Below are 15,020 nucleotides of genomic sequence, written 5' to 3'. Positions count from 1 at the left end.
ATTCCTCGCTGTTCATGTGGGTTGTGAAGCTATTTGATTGATATCATCGCTTTCAATGAACGGAGTTGCATAACCATGCCGCGAAACTGCGATCATGGCGCGTCCGACTTTATCCGAAGATGTCATGGCGCTCTTGAACCCTCTCTCCAGCAGCGGATAGAACGGTCTCATGATGATGTATATCGCTTGGTAAAGCTTGGTCTTCGACCTTACGCCATGACGAGGAATAATGCCGCCGGGACGGAACATGTACGCCGCTTTAAAGGGAAGCTTCAACAGATCGTTCTCCGTTTTCCCCTTTACTCGCGCCCACATGCTGCGGCCTTTCTCCGTGCTGTCCGTTCCCCTGCCCGTCACGTAGATGAACGTCATCTGCGGATTCAATCGCGCCAATGTCTTCGCCACGCTAAGCGTCAGATTATAGGTAATCGCAGTATAACGCTCCTCGCTCATCCCCGCAGACGATATGCCGAGGCAGAAGAAGCAGGCGTCGAAGCCCGTTAATTGATTCTCGATAGTAGAGAGGTCGAGCAGATTAGCCTGCTTGATCTCCGTCAATTTAGCATGCTTCTGACCGGTCACATTCCGACCGACGGAGGTGACCGCCGTAACTTGCGGATCTACCAGACATTCGCGAAGCGCGCTTTGCCCTACCATGCCCGTTGCGCCGAATAATAGTACGTTCACAATGAAATCCCCCTCTCGTATCTTCATCTGTTATCTACCAACGATAGCAAATTAAACGATCGCTGAACAGTAGATTTCAAGGGTGATCGCGCCAATCTGCAGCATTGCTTATCAAAATAAAAAAAGCCAAGCAGGTTTACCCCTGCTCGGCCGGCGGATTAGCCACACATCTATCGCAATAGTTCTGCCTTCAATCGTTCCGTATCCTTCACCAGTGCATCCATCTCCTGCACTGCGGATGCTAGGATGGTTCGCTCCGGCGATAGCAGCGCGTAGCTCCGATGAATGCGATTCGCCAAGTCTGCGGGACTAATAGGGAAACGCGCACAGGCGGCAACCGCACCTTTCTCGTTCAGCATATACGTCCGATTGAGTGCGAATAACACCTGTGCCGTACAGCTCACCGTGCGAAACAAATGACCTGCAACATAAGAAACGTCGCCGCGCTTCACACCTTTATGCGCATTGGCTATCGAGAAGCCTGCCTCCCACATGAAGGTATCCGCAACCGCCCTCTGAAGCGCATCCGGATATGGATGACACAAGCTCTTCAACTGCTCGATCCGTCCTTGCGGGTCCCATAAGATGCGGCAAGCGGCTGCCTCCCCCATGTAGATCGGACTGCAAAAGGCATGCGGATGCCCCGGTTGATAATGTACGGATATGTTTCCAAGCTGGCAATCCATCGCTATGGCTGTTACTTTATCAAGCTCCCGATAGAGTAAATCGACGGCAATTCCTCCAATGTGGAGCCAGCCGCCGCCATTAATCCATGGCCCCCAGCCTCCGATTGGCGTAACGAGCTCTGTTCTCCCGGAGTCGTCCAACTCAGTCGCAACCACGGACAACGCTGCGATATCGATAGGTTCAGCCGCATCATAATAGAGGCCGATATCGACATCGGATTCTGCAGTATGCGTTCCCGTAGCCCGAGAGCCGCCGAGCACAATGCCCGCAATGCCGGGAACCCGCTTCAATCGCTCTACGATATTCGTAAGTCTTTGCTCCATTTCCATCATCATCACCTCAAACTAGCTTCGTTCTTCCTGCTAATCATTATGCCCCTTCAATCCCAATCTCTTCAACGACGCGGATGTCCGGGTTGTAGAAGAACAGCTTCTTATCCAAAATATGAATATAATACACCTTATCGTCGCTAAGCTTCTGCGTGGTGCGATCCGATAGATTCATCCGGTACAGTTTCTTGCTGTATTCGCTATAGTTGCTGAAATAGAGCCGGTCACCTTGCCTATTAAGATTGCGCGCATCCAAATCCGATAGTTTCGTTAAGGCCGTTCCATCTGTACCCATCGTGTACAGCTTCCCTTTGAAATTGAAATACAGCGACTGGCCCTGCACCTCAACCCAAGTAATGTAATTCCCGGTGAGCAGCTTCTTCTTATTGCGTCCATCGCTATCCATCACGAATAACTTCTGCGCTTCAATCGTATAGTAGATTTTTCCATTCATCACCGCAATGCTGGATACCTGATGGTTCTCAAGCAGCTCCCCGGATGTCCCGTCCAGCTTCATGCGATAAAGCGGTTTATACATATAGGTGCCTTGCGTGTAGTAGATCCAGTCTCCCGCAATGGATACAAGGTTTGCTCCCAGCCCAAAATCATGCACAAGCGTTCGGTTCTCCCCATCGATACCGATTGAGAAAAGCTTATTGTCGCTTGTATAGTACAGCTCCTGCCCAACTAGATTCAGAGCCCCAACATACTTGTCGTCGCTGACCAGTTGATTCTCCGAGCTGTCATACTTCTCTTTGTACAGCCTGCCGCTATCATCCTGATTGTTGTAATAAATCCATTCTTCGTCGCTCGCATACCAGCCGCCATTATTGAGATTGCCAATGGAATTGCCATGGATAGGTTCGGCGACCGCTGTGTGGATGAGAACTTGATGATTCACATAGTGAACGGTGGCTCCGAATACCTCAGAGAGAACACGAAGCGGAACGAGCGTTCGCCCGTCTATTAATCTAGGCGCTGCTTGCAGCTCGAGCTGCTCCTCATTGATCAGTATCGTTTTGGAACCAATCTTCATACGGATCGTTGCGGTTCCTTTCGTGACGGTTACCTCTTTGTTGCTCCAGCTTGTTATTTGACCGCCCAGCTCATCCGCGACAAAACGAAGCGGGACAAATACGGTGCCATGATCATTCATCGGTTCGGTATCAAAATCTATCGAGCGATCGTTCACAGTAACTGTGATGGCAGCGGCAGCTTGCGCCTCGGATGTTTGGGCAAAGCCTGTTCCGGTGCCTACGAGGCACGTGCATACCAGCATGCCGATCAACCATTTCTTCATGTTTCGAACACCTCACCTCTTCTATTGGTATGGATAGGTAGAAACAGTCTCTTTCCTATCTAGACGAAGCTATGAGGAGATTGTTGCATCGCACGGACACGGGCAAAATAAAAAGCCGTCCCGAATGCCGTAATCGGCACTTCCGGGACAGCCTCTCACTTGCTCCTATAAGGTGAACTCTTTGCCGCCCGCGCTGACTTTCACGCCGGAAGCATCACCATACAGCACCTTCACGTCGACTTCATAACCGCCATCAATCTGCTTCTGACTGTATGTTCCCCACGCTCGCCCCGTGCTCCAGAAGCCGGTATACTCTGCTTCATTAATGACCGGCGCAAACTTCATTTCACCGCGAGCCATATCGAATTCGAAGCCGCTCAGCGCAATGAGAAGTCCCCAACTGGACATCGACCGTGCATAGTGATGACCGCATTCGACTTCATTCCAAGGGCTGCGGCGGAACCCGTCTTGACGGTCGCGCACCGCTTTGACAATCGTGAGGCCTTCTTCGATGAAACCTTCGTAGATCAGATGTGTCGCCACATGATACTCGATGCCGGTCCACACTTCATCGGAATAGACGAAAGGCAGCTTCGGACGTCCGCCTTCAGGCCATGAGCACAGCACTAAGCCCTTCTCGTCATTAAGCGTGTACGTCCGCTGGCAATTGACATGGTTGTAGAAGTCCTCTTTGAAGTTATGCTTGAACACCGCATGAATCGCGCTCTGCACACGTTCCTTCGGCAGCAGATAACCGAGCCCGTACAGATGTGCAAGCTGCTGGCCGAGCAGCTGATCCGACAAACAGCCGATGCCATGCTGATACTTATGCGCATCCACATCATCCAGACGCTGCACATAGTACTCGCCGTTCCAAGTCAGCTCATCAAGTCGTTTGGAGCTCGTTTCGAACGCGTCTGCATATTTCTTCGCGGTTTCTTCTTCGCCAAGATAAGCAGCCATCTCAGCCCCCGCGCGAAGCGCGCCCAAGAAGAATACGCCGGTCAGCGGGTTCGGACCATAGAATTCGATATCATACGTGTTATGCTGCACCCCATCAAACACCAGGTCGCCATCGGTATCCCAGTGCAGCGGCGCGTAATTCAGCGTCTTCTGAATCGAAGGCCACAGTTCACGCAGAAAATCATCATCGCCTGTCAGCTTCCACTCGCGGTAGGCGCGCATGATCGTGCCCATCTGACCGTCGGCTGCGGCAGGTGCAGAAGTTCCTTGCCACGTCCATTCCGATTGGAACATCTTGAATGCTCGGAAATTCATTTTGCCGTCTTCTTCGACTTCCGTCAGAAACTCCGTTCTGCGCATGCTCTGCTCCAGCTCAGGGAAGAGGAACGCAAGCGTTTGAGCATAGTTCCACACATGCGTACAGCTTCCGTCGCAGCAGCCTTGATGATCGAAGCAGCCCTCGTAGCCGAAGAATCTCCCATCCATAAACCGGAAGCAGGTTGGACTGCGAAGCACCGTGATGTTGCTTGCAATGGCATCAAGTACATGCGATGGGAGCGTGGACGCGAACAGCGCACCGTGAAAGAGTTTCGTTTCTTGCGTCAACCGAGCTTGGTTGTTCACCAGATAAGAAGCCGCAGACCAAGCGCTGTCGAATAAACCTGCGTAATAGTTTTGCGTAATTTGCCGTCCTTCTTCCTTCACGCAAATATGATCATTCCAGCCGTTGACGCGGTTAGGAAAATGCCATGCCAGCATGAAAGCAAATGTCTTCGTCTCTCCGGGCGCCAACGTCTCGCAGACGCCAAGGGAGCCGGTATCCGTCCGATTCTTCTCGGAAGGCGTATCGTAGCCGAGATCATTCAGCTGGCCATCCTGGACAAAATCATCCCAGAACTCTTGCAGAAAATCGTACCAGCCGCCGCGAAACCACGCGCGTTTATAGGTTACCTTCGGATTCGTCGTCACCAGGGAAAGGCTGCCGAAATTCAGATCGCCCTCGCCGAATGCATTAGAGGTAAAGTTCAAACCGGTGAAACCATGATCCTCGCGGAACTCGTTGAAGTTTCCCCCGGTGTTTCGAACATCCAAGTTACCGAAGGAATCATAATTCAATCCGCCGATCGGATTCATCAGTGAGCCTGCGATCGTAACATCAACCGGCTTATTCGACGTATTGGTGACGGTGTAAGTCATGTATGCGCCGGGAATGCCGGAATCGTTCGCATTGAGCGGAATAAACGGCGTGAACGCTTCAAGCGAAACCTGTACGGGCAGCTCTTTATCTTCAAAATCGACCCAAGCGAGCGGATACTCGCCGCGCATCGTCGACTTCTCAAGACGAGGCAGTCCGGCGCCTGTAATGGGATGATAGCCATGCGATCGACTGTGAGGCAGCGGCAGTCTCGACTCCAGCACTTTCGCGACGGGCGCTTCCCCTTCTTGCTTCGCCCAGATGGAGAAATACGTATTCGGCAGCAGGTCTCCTTTACCCGGGCGGTTAAAGATCTCCCAATCTCTGAACTCGCCGCGGCTGCCGATTGAGATATTGCCTGTACCGATTCCGCCTAACAGAAAAGCTGCTTCTTTCGCTTCTTCCGAATACGTGCGCTGCCCCGTTGAATCGAATAATTGCTCTTTCGAATAAACCATTTGTCGATCGCTCCTTATAGGCTCGTTTAGGGTTCGGCTATGAATGAGGTGATGTTCGTTCAAGAATGAATGTTTGTAATCGACTTGCACGGAATCACCGTGCACGTGAACGTTTTTAATTGTAACAGCCATGTATATTTTTGTAAACGCTATTATTTTGCGGTCAAACTTGATTTTTGGCCTATCGTGCACATGAACGGATTGACCTGAGCCCACATTCTATACTACGATTATCGCAAACTATGAATCCAAAGTCGGGGGCTGCCGGAAGCTGATGAAAGTGACAAGCAAACAAATCGCGGAGCTGTGCGGGGTAACTCGGGGAACGGTGGACCGTGCGCTTAATAACCGTCCCGGAATCAATGAAGCTACACGTGAGAAAATCATGAAAGTTGCCGGTGAACTGGGATACCGACCGCATTTTCTGGCCCAAAGCTTAGTCAAAGGACAAACCAAGACGCTCGGCATCGTGCTGTTCGATATGTATAACCGCATCTTCTCGCAGCTGTTTCACGCCTTCGAAGCGGAAGCAAGAAGACACGGTTATTTTGTCTACCTCGTGCTGACCAATAAGGACAAAGCTCTTGAACTCGAATATCTCAACAATCTGCTGGACCGCAAGGTCGACGGTATTGCGATGTCACCTGTCAATATGGGCCCGACGTTAGATTCATTCTTGAAGGCATCCGGCGTACCGGTCGTCACCTTCACCAATCGGGTATCGGCAAAGGTGCCGTTCGTCTGGATCGACGACAAACAAGCGATGAAAACAGCCGTTCACCATATCGCATCCAAAGGCTACAAACGCATTCTGTATGTAAGCCCACCGCTGCGTTACAAGGGGAAGAGTAATATTTACGTGCCGGAGCAGCGCTATAAAGGGTTTATCGAGGCTTGCGCCGAGCAGCAAGATATCTCTTATACCGTAATTACGGATTATGATTACTTGGAGAGCTTGCTGCGGCTGATAACGGAATCGGACGAGAAGCCCGCCATTCTCTGCAGCAGCGATATCTACGCCCTCGACATTATGCGGTTTCTGAAGGTGAATGATATTCGGATACCGGAGCAGGCCGGCGTGATGGGCTTTGATAATATCGATATTTTGCACTATGTGGATCCTGCGCTGACCACGATTGATTATCACGTTGACGAGATCGGTCGCAGAGCAGCTGAACAACTGATTGCCAGCATCCAAGGCCAAGACATTCCGCGACGTACCCATGTTGGCTACGCAATTATTGAACGGGATTCGCTTTAGCATCAGGCCCTTACAAGGGGTGAAATTGGTCTTCTTGCCAGGCCGTCGCTCATACATATAGGGGATATACTAGAGACGTATAGGAGGAATCGAGTTCATGACAAATCCTACCCCGGACGATAGGAAGCCGTTTCACATTCCGCAGCCGATCCGAAGCGATGGCGCGGGCGGTCTTGATTTAGGGCCCCGCGATATTATGAGAGATATGGAGAATCCGGATATGCTGGTGCCTCCTGCAACGGATGCAGGCTTGGTGCCGAATATGAAAATGTCGTTCTCCGATACCCACATGGTGCTCAATAAAGGCGGCTGGTCGCGTGAAATTACGGTACGGGATCTGCCCATTGCAACAACGCTCGCCGGCGTGAATATGAGTTTGACGCCCGGAGGCGTTCGAGAGCTGCATTGGCATCAACAAGCGGAATGGTCCTACATGATACGGGGCTGCGCGCGCATTACGTCCATGGATTGGCAGGGGCGCAATTTTATTGCCGATGTCGGTCCGGGAGACCTGTGGTATTTTCCGGCGGGTTTGCCGCATTCCATTCAAGGGCTGGAAGAAGGCTGCGAATTTCTGCTTGTCTTCGATGACGGGTCTTTCTCCGATTTGAATACGCTATCCATCTCCGACTGGTTTGCCCATACGCCCAAAGACGTGTTGTCCGCCAACTTCGGCGTACCGCAAAGCGCATTTGACGCCATTCCGGACGATCAGGTTTATATCTTCCAAGATAATATTCCAGGTTCGATCGCGGAACAGGCCATCCAATCGCCTTACGGCACCGTCCCTCTCACCTTCAAGCACAGCTTGCTCGCCCAAACCCCGGTCAAATCTTCGGGAGGCAATGTCAGAATCGTGGACTCCACCAACTTCCCGATATCTCGAACCGTAGCTGCGGCACTGGTCGAAATCGAACCCGGCGGCATGCGGGAGCTGCACTGGCATCCCAACAATGATGAATGGCAGTATTATTTGACCGGTCAAGGGAGAATGACGGTATTCACCGGCAACGGCGCAGCGCGGACCTTTGATTACAGAGCGGGCGATGTCGGCTACGTTCCTTTCGCCAACGGCCATTATATACAGAACACAGGCAGCCAATCCTTGTGGTTTCTGGAAATTTTCAAAAGCGATCGATTCGAAGACATTTCATTAAATCAATGGATGGCGCTGACGCCTCGGAATCTCGTGGCGCGTAATTTGAACGTCGGTCCCGAGGTGCTCGACGCGCTGCGCAAGGAAGAACAAGCTGTCGTGAAATTCCCGGGTTTCACTTATTACCCGAAGTAAATGTTGCATGCTAACGACGTCGCAGCCGATTATGATCCTGCTTCCTGCTTCTTCTGTTTCTTTAAGCTGTAATTGAACATCATCCGAAGAAGCGGCGGCACCGCGAAGAAGATAAAGAAGGTGCGAAACAGCTGATACCCCGCCACCATCGACAGATCGGCCTGAATTTCATGCGCGATGATGCCCATCTGGTCCATGCCTCCCGGCGCAAGACTGAGCAGTGCTGTAGGCATGGAGATCGGATGAAGTTTGGTCAGCACGACGCCGAATCCCCATGCCCCTAAGATCAGCAAGAGCCCGCTCCCAAGAGCCAGCGATATTGTCCGCAGCTTATTCGGCAGCTGCTGCGGTTTCAAGAGCAGCCCTACATACGTTCCAATCATGAACTGAGCTGCATCTATCAGCAGGGAAGGCAGCGGTGGACCCTGCAATCCGCTGAGCTGAAGGATCGCCGTTCCAAGAGCCGGTCCAAGCAAGTAGGCGGTTGGGAAGTTTACCTTGTTGCCGAATACCGCACATGCAACGCTAACTGGGGCGAAGATAAGGATATTCGGAAACATGCCGTCCCATTCTGCTGTTGCGGCTAGGGTTTGCGACACCGCTGCCGCTCCTTCGGAATGCGCTTGGCCGAAGAACGGATTAAATACGAGCAGCGGCACGCAAATAATGATCATCATGAGCCGGATCACCTGCGTCACCGTTACGATCGTCAGATTAACTCCTTTGGTCTCTTCCGCAAGCGCAAGAACCTGCGTTAACCCGCCGGGCACGCTGCCCAGCAAAGCCGTTTTGAAATCCGTATGCGATAGTTTAGATACGATATATGCAATTCCCGTACAAAACAGCAATAATAATACGATCATCAGCATCATGGAAGGAAGCTGATAGGAGATCTCCCGCAGCGCCTCTGCCGTCATCGATAAGCCGATCGCATAACCGACGATGATCATGCCGGCATTTCTTGCTTGCACCGGCCACTTATACGTTCTGCCCAGCAGATTTGATCCAAGTAATACTGCGATCATCGGTCCGAGCAGCCACGGGATCGGGGCATGCATCAGCTTGAATGCGACTCCTCCGATTAGTGCTGTCAGCAGCGTACTCCACATTCACTTCCACCTTCCTGCTTCTATAACGTCTTTTTACAATACAACGACTTCCCCCTTTAACGCAAAAAAAGAACACGCCAATAGGCGCGTCCGGCAACTTGCGGGATGATGCATTTTTTAGGAAGGGAAACACGTTCCAGCCGCAACCGACATAACATATCCCATGCCAAATGCCTATTATACAAAGAAAGCAGGGAGTGCTATGACGGTTTCATACATGGACTACACGTCTCCGTCGGTCCAATTTACGTATAATCTCAACAACAATACCACGTTCAGAAAAGATGCCCGCAATTATATTAATACATTATCCAATCAACAATTGAATACGCTTGTCGACGTGTCGCTGCTGGATATCTTCATGAGTAAAGGAAATGTCATCGAGCCCCACTATCATCAGAATGCGGCCGAACTCGTTTATCTGATCTCCGGCGCGATGGTTGTCTCGTTAATCAATCCTTTTACGAATGAGCTGCTTAACTTCCCGATCAGCCAGCCGGGACAGGTGGTCAATATTCCGCAGGGATGGTGGCATTACGAAGTCGCAACGATGGATAATACCCATGTATTGGCCATCTTCGACGCACCTGTTCCTCAGTTCATTGGGGGATCCGACCTGCTGAGACTGACTCCGGCGAATGTTCTTGCACATACCTATTGTCTCAACGAAGCGATGGTGAAGGAAACGCTGGCGCCAATTACGCAAACCGTGCTTATTGGCCCGCCTAATACGTGCAACAAAGCAGGACAAATGGTGCAAGGCGTGGCGGCTGCGGCTCCCAGCATACCTGCACCAGCACCCGTACCTGTAACCGGCTATTCTTATCCGAACCGAACCGTCATCGGGAACGGATGGTATCAGTATTAATTATTAGAGCTGAATAATCGGAGAGGCCAGCAGAACGGCTGCGATAAAAACAAGCTGGAGGAGCGTCCTAAGCGGAAGTCCCGGTACAGGTCGGCCGCCGATGGTAAGCTTCTCTCTTGCTGCGCGCACATTCGCCGGGAACATCGCGAGGAATAGAAGCGCCAAGCTGATGGCTGCGGCAGGCGCCGTCAGCGGAATTAGAATGGCCGCTGCACCGGCAAGCTCCAGCCATCCGGTTGCGGATACGATCCATTCCCGCTTCGGCAAGGAGGGCGGTACCATCCGGATCAGATCCGGCCGCCTGCTTCCCCAGTGCGCCGATGCGGTCAACAGCAGCATTAGGGCAACCGCAGCTTGAAGCGGCGTCTGCCATCCGTCAAAGTAGGACAAACCTGCCAACCCCAAGCATCGAAACAATAACCATGAACCTGCCAATACAATAAAAGGTGCCATAACAACATTCCTCCTAATATTAGGTTGTAGGTTTAAGCATGCCGGTAATCAATTGCACGAATTGAACAGCTGTGAATTGGCCGTTTACGATGGAGAACGAGGATCGGACTCGCAGCCCTAATGAAATCAAGACAAACAGCTCTGCCGTACGATCCGCATCGATTGCGGCCGGGATAACGCCATGCTGCTGACCCGCGGTAATCCAGCTTCGCGACAATTGAACGGAGCGGTCATAGAATTGATTCAGCGCCTCCGCTACGGCCGGCTCTTCTTCCTTGCCCAGCAAATAAACAAACACTTTATTCGTAACGTCATCCGATTCTTCCAAGCTGTTTAGACTACCGGCAATACTGCCCATCGGCCCCTCAAACTCGCCGCCTTTTCTCCCCACTTCGCTCATAAACCGGTTGTTTGTTTCCTCAAGCCGCTCCAGCAGCACCCAGGCAAACAATTCATCCTTGCTCTTCACATAATGAAAGATGGCCCCCTTCGAAAGCTCCGATCGCTCCATAATGTCCTTCAGCGTTAACGAAGAGCAGCCTTTCTCGCGAACAAGCGATTTGGTTGCTTCCAGCAATAAGCGAATCGTTTGCTCTCTGCGTTCCTCTTGCTTCACCTTCGACATCTCCTTGTTGATGTAGTTGTTCGTGCATTTCCAGTTGTTGGTTGTTGTTTTTATTATATAAACCGACCATCGGTTTGTAAATAGGTAAATAGCAAAGGCCAAGCATTTTTTTCAGATGCCCGGCCTCCCTATGCTGCTTCCGCTATCCAATCGTCACATATTCTCGTTTACTGCCATTCACTTCGATTGTACAATCGGCATCGCTTATAATTTCAACTACTCGGTTCCCTTCCAAACGAATGCCGACAAGAACGCCATCTGTTATCGTGATCTTATTGCCTCTAAAGGAAAAGCTGCAGTTGATTCGCGATTCCCAGCGTCCTGTCATCGAGAGCACGGCATTGTCGCCATCGTAGGATACTTTGCTGATCGTATTCGGCGGGAGATCCAGCTCTCGCGCATGCGAAAGTGTAACCAATAAGGTTTCAAAATACGACGTAAGCGGCATTTCAAACGAAAAATATTCCACGTTCAATTTGCTAACCCCTATGATGTCGCCATCATGAATCAACGTCGTTTCGCCGGCTAGCGGCGTTAGCGGGAACATGTGCATCTCGATTTTGGATTTGGCGAACCAAATATCCCACTCGACGTATTCATAATCGCCGGTATAGAGCTTGCCAGCGCTCGGGTTAACACATTGAGCGCCGGTTAATTGCTCGAATTCACTGCGAATATCACGGCCTTCCACGGTACACTGCGCCGGCGGGCCGATAAAGATCACTCTTCTCCCCGTAGCGGCATACCCTTGAATCGATTGCCACGCAGCCTCCGGCAACATCGTCGGCCATAACACGATTAGCGTATCGTAACGCTCCAAATCTGCTTCACTCGTCGGAATCAGGTCGATCTCGAGGTGCTCCTGCATCATTTTATCGAGAACAGCCTTCAAACTGAGCCTGTGGTAATGCATGTATTCATTGTTGAAGTAGGCGACCGATTCCCAGACGTACATCATCGCAAGCTTTGGCTTGCTGACTGCTGTGCCAATGAACTGCTGGAACGTTTTCTGCCGCTCCAAGCAAACCTTCGTATCGTCCCAGGTGCTGTGATCGGGATATCCGGGGCCAAACGGCCCTACGTAGCCGTATGCATGGCCGACCCATCTCACATTGCGGACTGCCAGCAGCCGCTGGTAATAATCCAGCTTCCCCTTCGTTGTATTTCGATCCCAGCACATATTGTAGGCATGGCCGCTCGCAGAATATTTGGCAAGCGACTCGGCAAGCATCGTCATGGAAACCATCGTTCGCTCGGCATCAAATTGTGCATCTACAAACCCGCCGCTCAAATTGTCCGTCAGCCTGAAATAGTCGATATTTCCTGCCCACAGATCGCCTGAGTTGCCTTCCCCCCACCAAGTGCTGTGGAAGCCGCCGAACAGGTTCTCGCCGAAACGCTCCGTGTAGCGGTCTTTTACGTATTTCTGCAAGCCATAGGTCAGGTCGATCGTCAGCTGATAGTAATCGTAACGCACTTTTCCCGCGCAAGCATCGACCGCTTCATTCTTCAGCAAGTAGACTCGGTCCAGCAAATCATAGCCATATTTGGCCTTGAAACCTGCTAGATAATGGCCCCCGACAAAATACACGTCCTCGCTCGATCTGCAGCCCGCTCCGAATTCATCGATCGCATAGCCGTCCAGCGGCAAACCTTCATACTGCTCCAAGAACGAATCTACCGATTTGTGCATCCCGCTATAGGCAAAATCCATATAATCCGTATCATACCTCGCATACACGAGAATTTCTCCATCCTGCTCATAGGTGCCGGCAAGTGTAGTCTCGATGTTCATGTCGATGGCGAACGTAATCCGGTCCGTAATGTCGGTGGCTTCTATAATGCGCCGACTTGCGTCCCTGATGATATGGAAAGCTTTCGCGACGCCTCGTACTCTTGGATCGGTATTGATGAATCCGACATTATGCACGCGCTTGATCGCTATGGAGAACCGCTTATCGACGACTTGCCCCGTATGCTCAACCGCCCAAGATTGGCGCGCTTCCGGATGCTCCTTGACGATATTCGGACCGAGCATGGGCATGATCATCAGAAATTGCAAGCCTAGCCGCGTGCACTCCTCTGAGACTACTCGCACCGCCGCTTTGCCCTGCGGATCGTATTCATCATAAATATTATTGCGGAACTCCACGCAAACCGTATCAAAGCCTTTCTCGTAAATATCTGAAACCGCCTGCCGAATGCGATGATGATCCATTGTCATGCTGGTATCCAGCAATAGCATAATCGGTGCCGAGTACATGAACGTTCCCCTTCTCTCCCGCAGCATTAGCTGCTCCGCGTTAACTAATGATTAGCAGTCCATCCCTCTCAAAAGGCGAGCTGCCGACGAATTCATTGCTGTCGAACTGATCGGACGCCGCAAGGCGTTCTCCACTCTCCGGGTTCCACCAAATTGCCGTCTTCCCTTCCACTTCCAGCCCGCTTACATCCAGACAAATCTCACACTTCTCCGGCAAATAAGCCAGCAGCAGGCTGCCATCCTCCGTACTTGCCACTGACACTGTAAAAGGATGTTTGCTGCGCACTCTCTCAGCTGTTGGCCTCAGGTTGAACCATGGCAACGTTGTGAGCAGCTGCTTCATGCGAACCAGATCATAGGCGCCGGGCAGCTCGATTGCATCTCTCCAGCAGTATGCTGATGGGGCTCCGCCAAGCGGAGCTTCACCGATCTTCGCCCAATTCCAGATCCAATAGGCACCGTAAGTGATCCCCGTTAACGACCCCTCCAGCACACTCCGCCAGCCCGCGCGCCGAACCCCATAACGGTCGAAGCGCCGTTCGCGTCCGCTCATGGGATGATGCTCGTAGCACGGCTCTGCGTTAAGCACCGGCTTGGACGGCTGTTTATCCCATTCCTCCCGAATAAGGCCCAGATTATATTCTTGATTCAGACCATGACCGCTTTGCACCATATTAAAATCAAGCCAACTCGCATGATGGTACGTATCGCCGGATTTATGCACCGGATGAGTCGTGATCAGCCGTCCGTATGGCTCGGCTTCTTTCATGGCAAGGCCGACCTCGTTATAGAAGGCCGCGACGCCTTCACCCTTGAATTCATCGTCTCCGCTAACGATCCATACTATATTCGACTCTTCCAGCTTCTCTATCAAATAAGTTCCGTAACGGATCGCCTGCTGCACCGTCATGCCCGGATGAACGGGGATGACATCCAGCCTCGAATTCGGGACATGCTCGAACCAAAGCACGATAAGCGCGATAACCATCCCTTTGTCATTGGCATACGCGATCATTTTCTTCAGCCTGTCAAAATACGCATCTTGAATCGCATCATAATCCCAGTTGAAAATCCGGCCATCCGCGCTCTCCTCATTTAGAAGTGCGAACGGTCGGCAGTCTCCTCGAAAAATCGGCTGAAATGCATCATGCTGGGGCAGCGAATTGAGCTGAATCACGTTAAAGCCTTGAGCGGACCTGATATCCACATAGTCCACCCATTCCTTCCACGTCGCTCGTCCCGGACACGCCCAAGCCGTATCCCCCAGCCAAAAAAACGGCTTCCCTTCTCCGTCTTGGAAGCTTCGCTGATCAGCTGCGATTTGCAGATACCCCTTAATTGCCACTGGCGTACATCTCCTCTTGCTCGATATTCGCTGATTTCGCTAGCATGTAGACCTCTGGATGGGCTTCTTGCGCGAACTCGCATGCAGGTCCTGCTCCTGCATCTCGCTTACCTATGCCGGTCGACTCTCAGCTGTAGTAACATCACTAGCAGGTTAGTTTGCGTGCTGAAAGTCGGGTTTTACGAC

The 15,020-nt window shown here is 51.6% G+C and carries 12 protein-coding genes; 3 read left to right on the top strand and 9 right to left on the bottom strand.

Going from position 1 to position 15,020, the window contains the following annotated elements:
* Positions 1-12: 12 nt before the first annotated feature.
* The 4 genes from BM412_RS04635 to BM412_RS04620 all read right to left on the bottom strand — a co-directional run bounded on the left by BM412_RS04635 (position 13) and on the right by BM412_RS04620 (position 5,619).
* Entirely contained in the window at positions 13-687 is a 675-nt protein-coding gene (locus BM412_RS04635) for an NAD-dependent epimerase/dehydratase family protein (RefSeq protein WP_091214544.1), read from the bottom strand.
* Positions 688-857: 170 nt separating this feature from the next.
* Positions 858-1,697: a nucleotidyltransferase domain-containing protein gene (locus tag BM412_RS04630; protein WP_218163121.1), complete on the bottom strand. Its 840-nt coding sequence runs from the start codon at positions 1,695-1,697 to the stop codon at positions 858-860.
* A 46-nt stretch (positions 1,698-1,743) separates the two neighbouring features.
* Positions 1,744-3,003 (bottom strand): DUF5050 domain-containing protein, encoded by a 1,260-nt coding sequence (locus BM412_RS04625; RefSeq protein WP_091214539.1) that lies wholly within the window; start codon positions 3,001-3,003, stop codon positions 1,744-1,746.
* Between the two features lie 165 nt (positions 3,004-3,168).
* A complete protein-coding gene (locus tag BM412_RS04620; protein ID WP_091214536.1) occupies positions 3,169-5,619 on the bottom strand; it encodes a GH116 family glycosyl-hydrolase in 2,451 nt (816 codons plus the stop codon).
* A 274-nt stretch (positions 5,620-5,893) separates the two neighbouring features.
* Here BM412_RS04620 and BM412_RS04615 point away from each other — a divergent pair, with 274 nt between their 5' ends.
* Positions 5,894-6,880, top strand: a complete 987-nt coding sequence (locus tag BM412_RS04615) for a LacI family DNA-binding transcriptional regulator (RefSeq protein ID WP_091214533.1) — start codon at positions 5,894-5,896, stop codon at positions 6,878-6,880.
* 97 nt (positions 6,881-6,977) lie between these two features.
* A complete protein-coding gene (locus BM412_RS04610) occupies positions 6,978-8,171 on the top strand; it encodes an oxalate decarboxylase family bicupin (RefSeq protein ID WP_091214531.1) in 1,194 nt (397 codons plus the stop codon).
* 29 nt (positions 8,172-8,200) lie between these two features.
* On the opposite strand, the gene BM412_RS04605 is transcribed toward BM412_RS04610, so the two are convergent.
* Positions 8,201-9,280 carry an AbrB family transcriptional regulator gene (locus BM412_RS04605; protein WP_091214528.1) on the bottom strand — a complete coding sequence of 360 codons (1,080 nt, stop codon included), beginning with the start codon at positions 9,278-9,280 and terminating at the stop codon, positions 8,201-8,203.
* 202 nt (positions 9,281-9,482) lie between these two features.
* On the opposite strand from BM412_RS04605, the gene BM412_RS04600 reads away from it, so the two are divergent.
* Positions 9,483-10,148 carry a cupin domain-containing protein gene (locus BM412_RS04600; protein ID WP_091214525.1) on the top strand — a complete coding sequence of 222 codons (666 nt, stop codon included), beginning with the start codon at positions 9,483-9,485 and terminating at the stop codon, positions 10,146-10,148.
* Between the two features lie 3 nt (positions 10,149-10,151).
* Here the strand turns inward: BM412_RS04600 and BM412_RS04595 are convergent, their stop codons facing one another.
* The 4 genes from BM412_RS04595 to BM412_RS04580 form a co-directional block, all read right to left on the bottom strand.
* Complete coding sequence (locus BM412_RS04595) at positions 10,152-10,601, bottom strand: DoxX family protein (protein WP_091214522.1); 450 nt, start codon at positions 10,599-10,601, stop codon at positions 10,152-10,154.
* Between the two features lie 19 nt (positions 10,602-10,620).
* Complete coding sequence (locus BM412_RS04590; RefSeq protein ID WP_091214520.1) at positions 10,621-11,217, bottom strand: TetR/AcrR family transcriptional regulator; 597 nt, start codon at positions 11,215-11,217, stop codon at positions 10,621-10,623.
* Between the two features lie 151 nt (positions 11,218-11,368).
* Positions 11,369-13,516, bottom strand: a complete 2,148-nt coding sequence (locus BM412_RS04585; protein ID WP_143111566.1) for a hypothetical protein — start codon at positions 13,514-13,516, stop codon at positions 11,369-11,371.
* A 13-nt stretch (positions 13,517-13,529) separates the two neighbouring features.
* Complete coding sequence (locus tag BM412_RS04580; RefSeq protein ID WP_177245661.1) at positions 13,530-14,834, bottom strand: glycoside hydrolase family 140 protein; 1,305 nt, start codon at positions 14,832-14,834, stop codon at positions 13,530-13,532.
* Positions 14,835-15,020 lie beyond the last annotated feature (186 nt).

This window comes from Paenibacillus sp. BC26 (assembly GCF_900116125.1).
In the GTDB taxonomy this organism is placed as follows: domain Bacteria; phylum Bacillota; class Bacilli; order Paenibacillales; family Paenibacillaceae; genus Paenibacillus_Z; species Paenibacillus_Z lignilyticus.
This window is presented reverse-complemented; position numbering and strand designations above follow the sequence as displayed.

Bases quoted from the DNA above. Each gene is read 5' to 3' on its own strand.
- BM412_RS04630 (WP_218163121.1), bottom strand. From the start codon at position 1,697: ATGGAGCAAAGACTTACGAATATCGTAGAGCGATTGAAGCGGGTTCCC.
- BM412_RS04625 (WP_091214539.1), bottom strand. From the start codon at position 3,003: ATGAAGAAATGGTTGATCGGCATGCTGGTATGCACGTGCCTCGTAGGC.
- BM412_RS04620 (WP_091214536.1), bottom strand. From the start codon at position 5,619: ATGGTTTATTCGAAAGAGCAATTATTCGATTCAACGGGGCAGCGCACG.
- BM412_RS04615 (WP_091214533.1), top strand. From the start codon at position 5,894: ATGAAAGTGACAAGCAAACAAATCGCGGAGCTGTGCGGGGTAACTCGG.
- BM412_RS04610 (WP_091214531.1), top strand. From the start codon at position 6,978: ATGACAAATCCTACCCCGGACGATAGGAAGCCGTTTCACATTCCGCAG.
- BM412_RS04605 (WP_091214528.1), bottom strand. From the start codon at position 9,280: ATGTGGAGTACGCTGCTGACAGCACTAATCGGAGGAGTCGCATTCAAG.
- BM412_RS04600 (WP_091214525.1), top strand. From the start codon at position 9,483: ATGACGGTTTCATACATGGACTACACGTCTCCGTCGGTCCAATTTACG.
- BM412_RS04595 (WP_091214522.1), bottom strand. From the start codon at position 10,601: ATGGCACCTTTTATTGTATTGGCAGGTTCATGGTTATTGTTTCGATGC.
- BM412_RS04585 (WP_143111566.1), bottom strand. From the start codon at position 13,516: ATGCTGCGGGAGAGAAGGGGAACGTTCATGTACTCGGCACCGATTATG.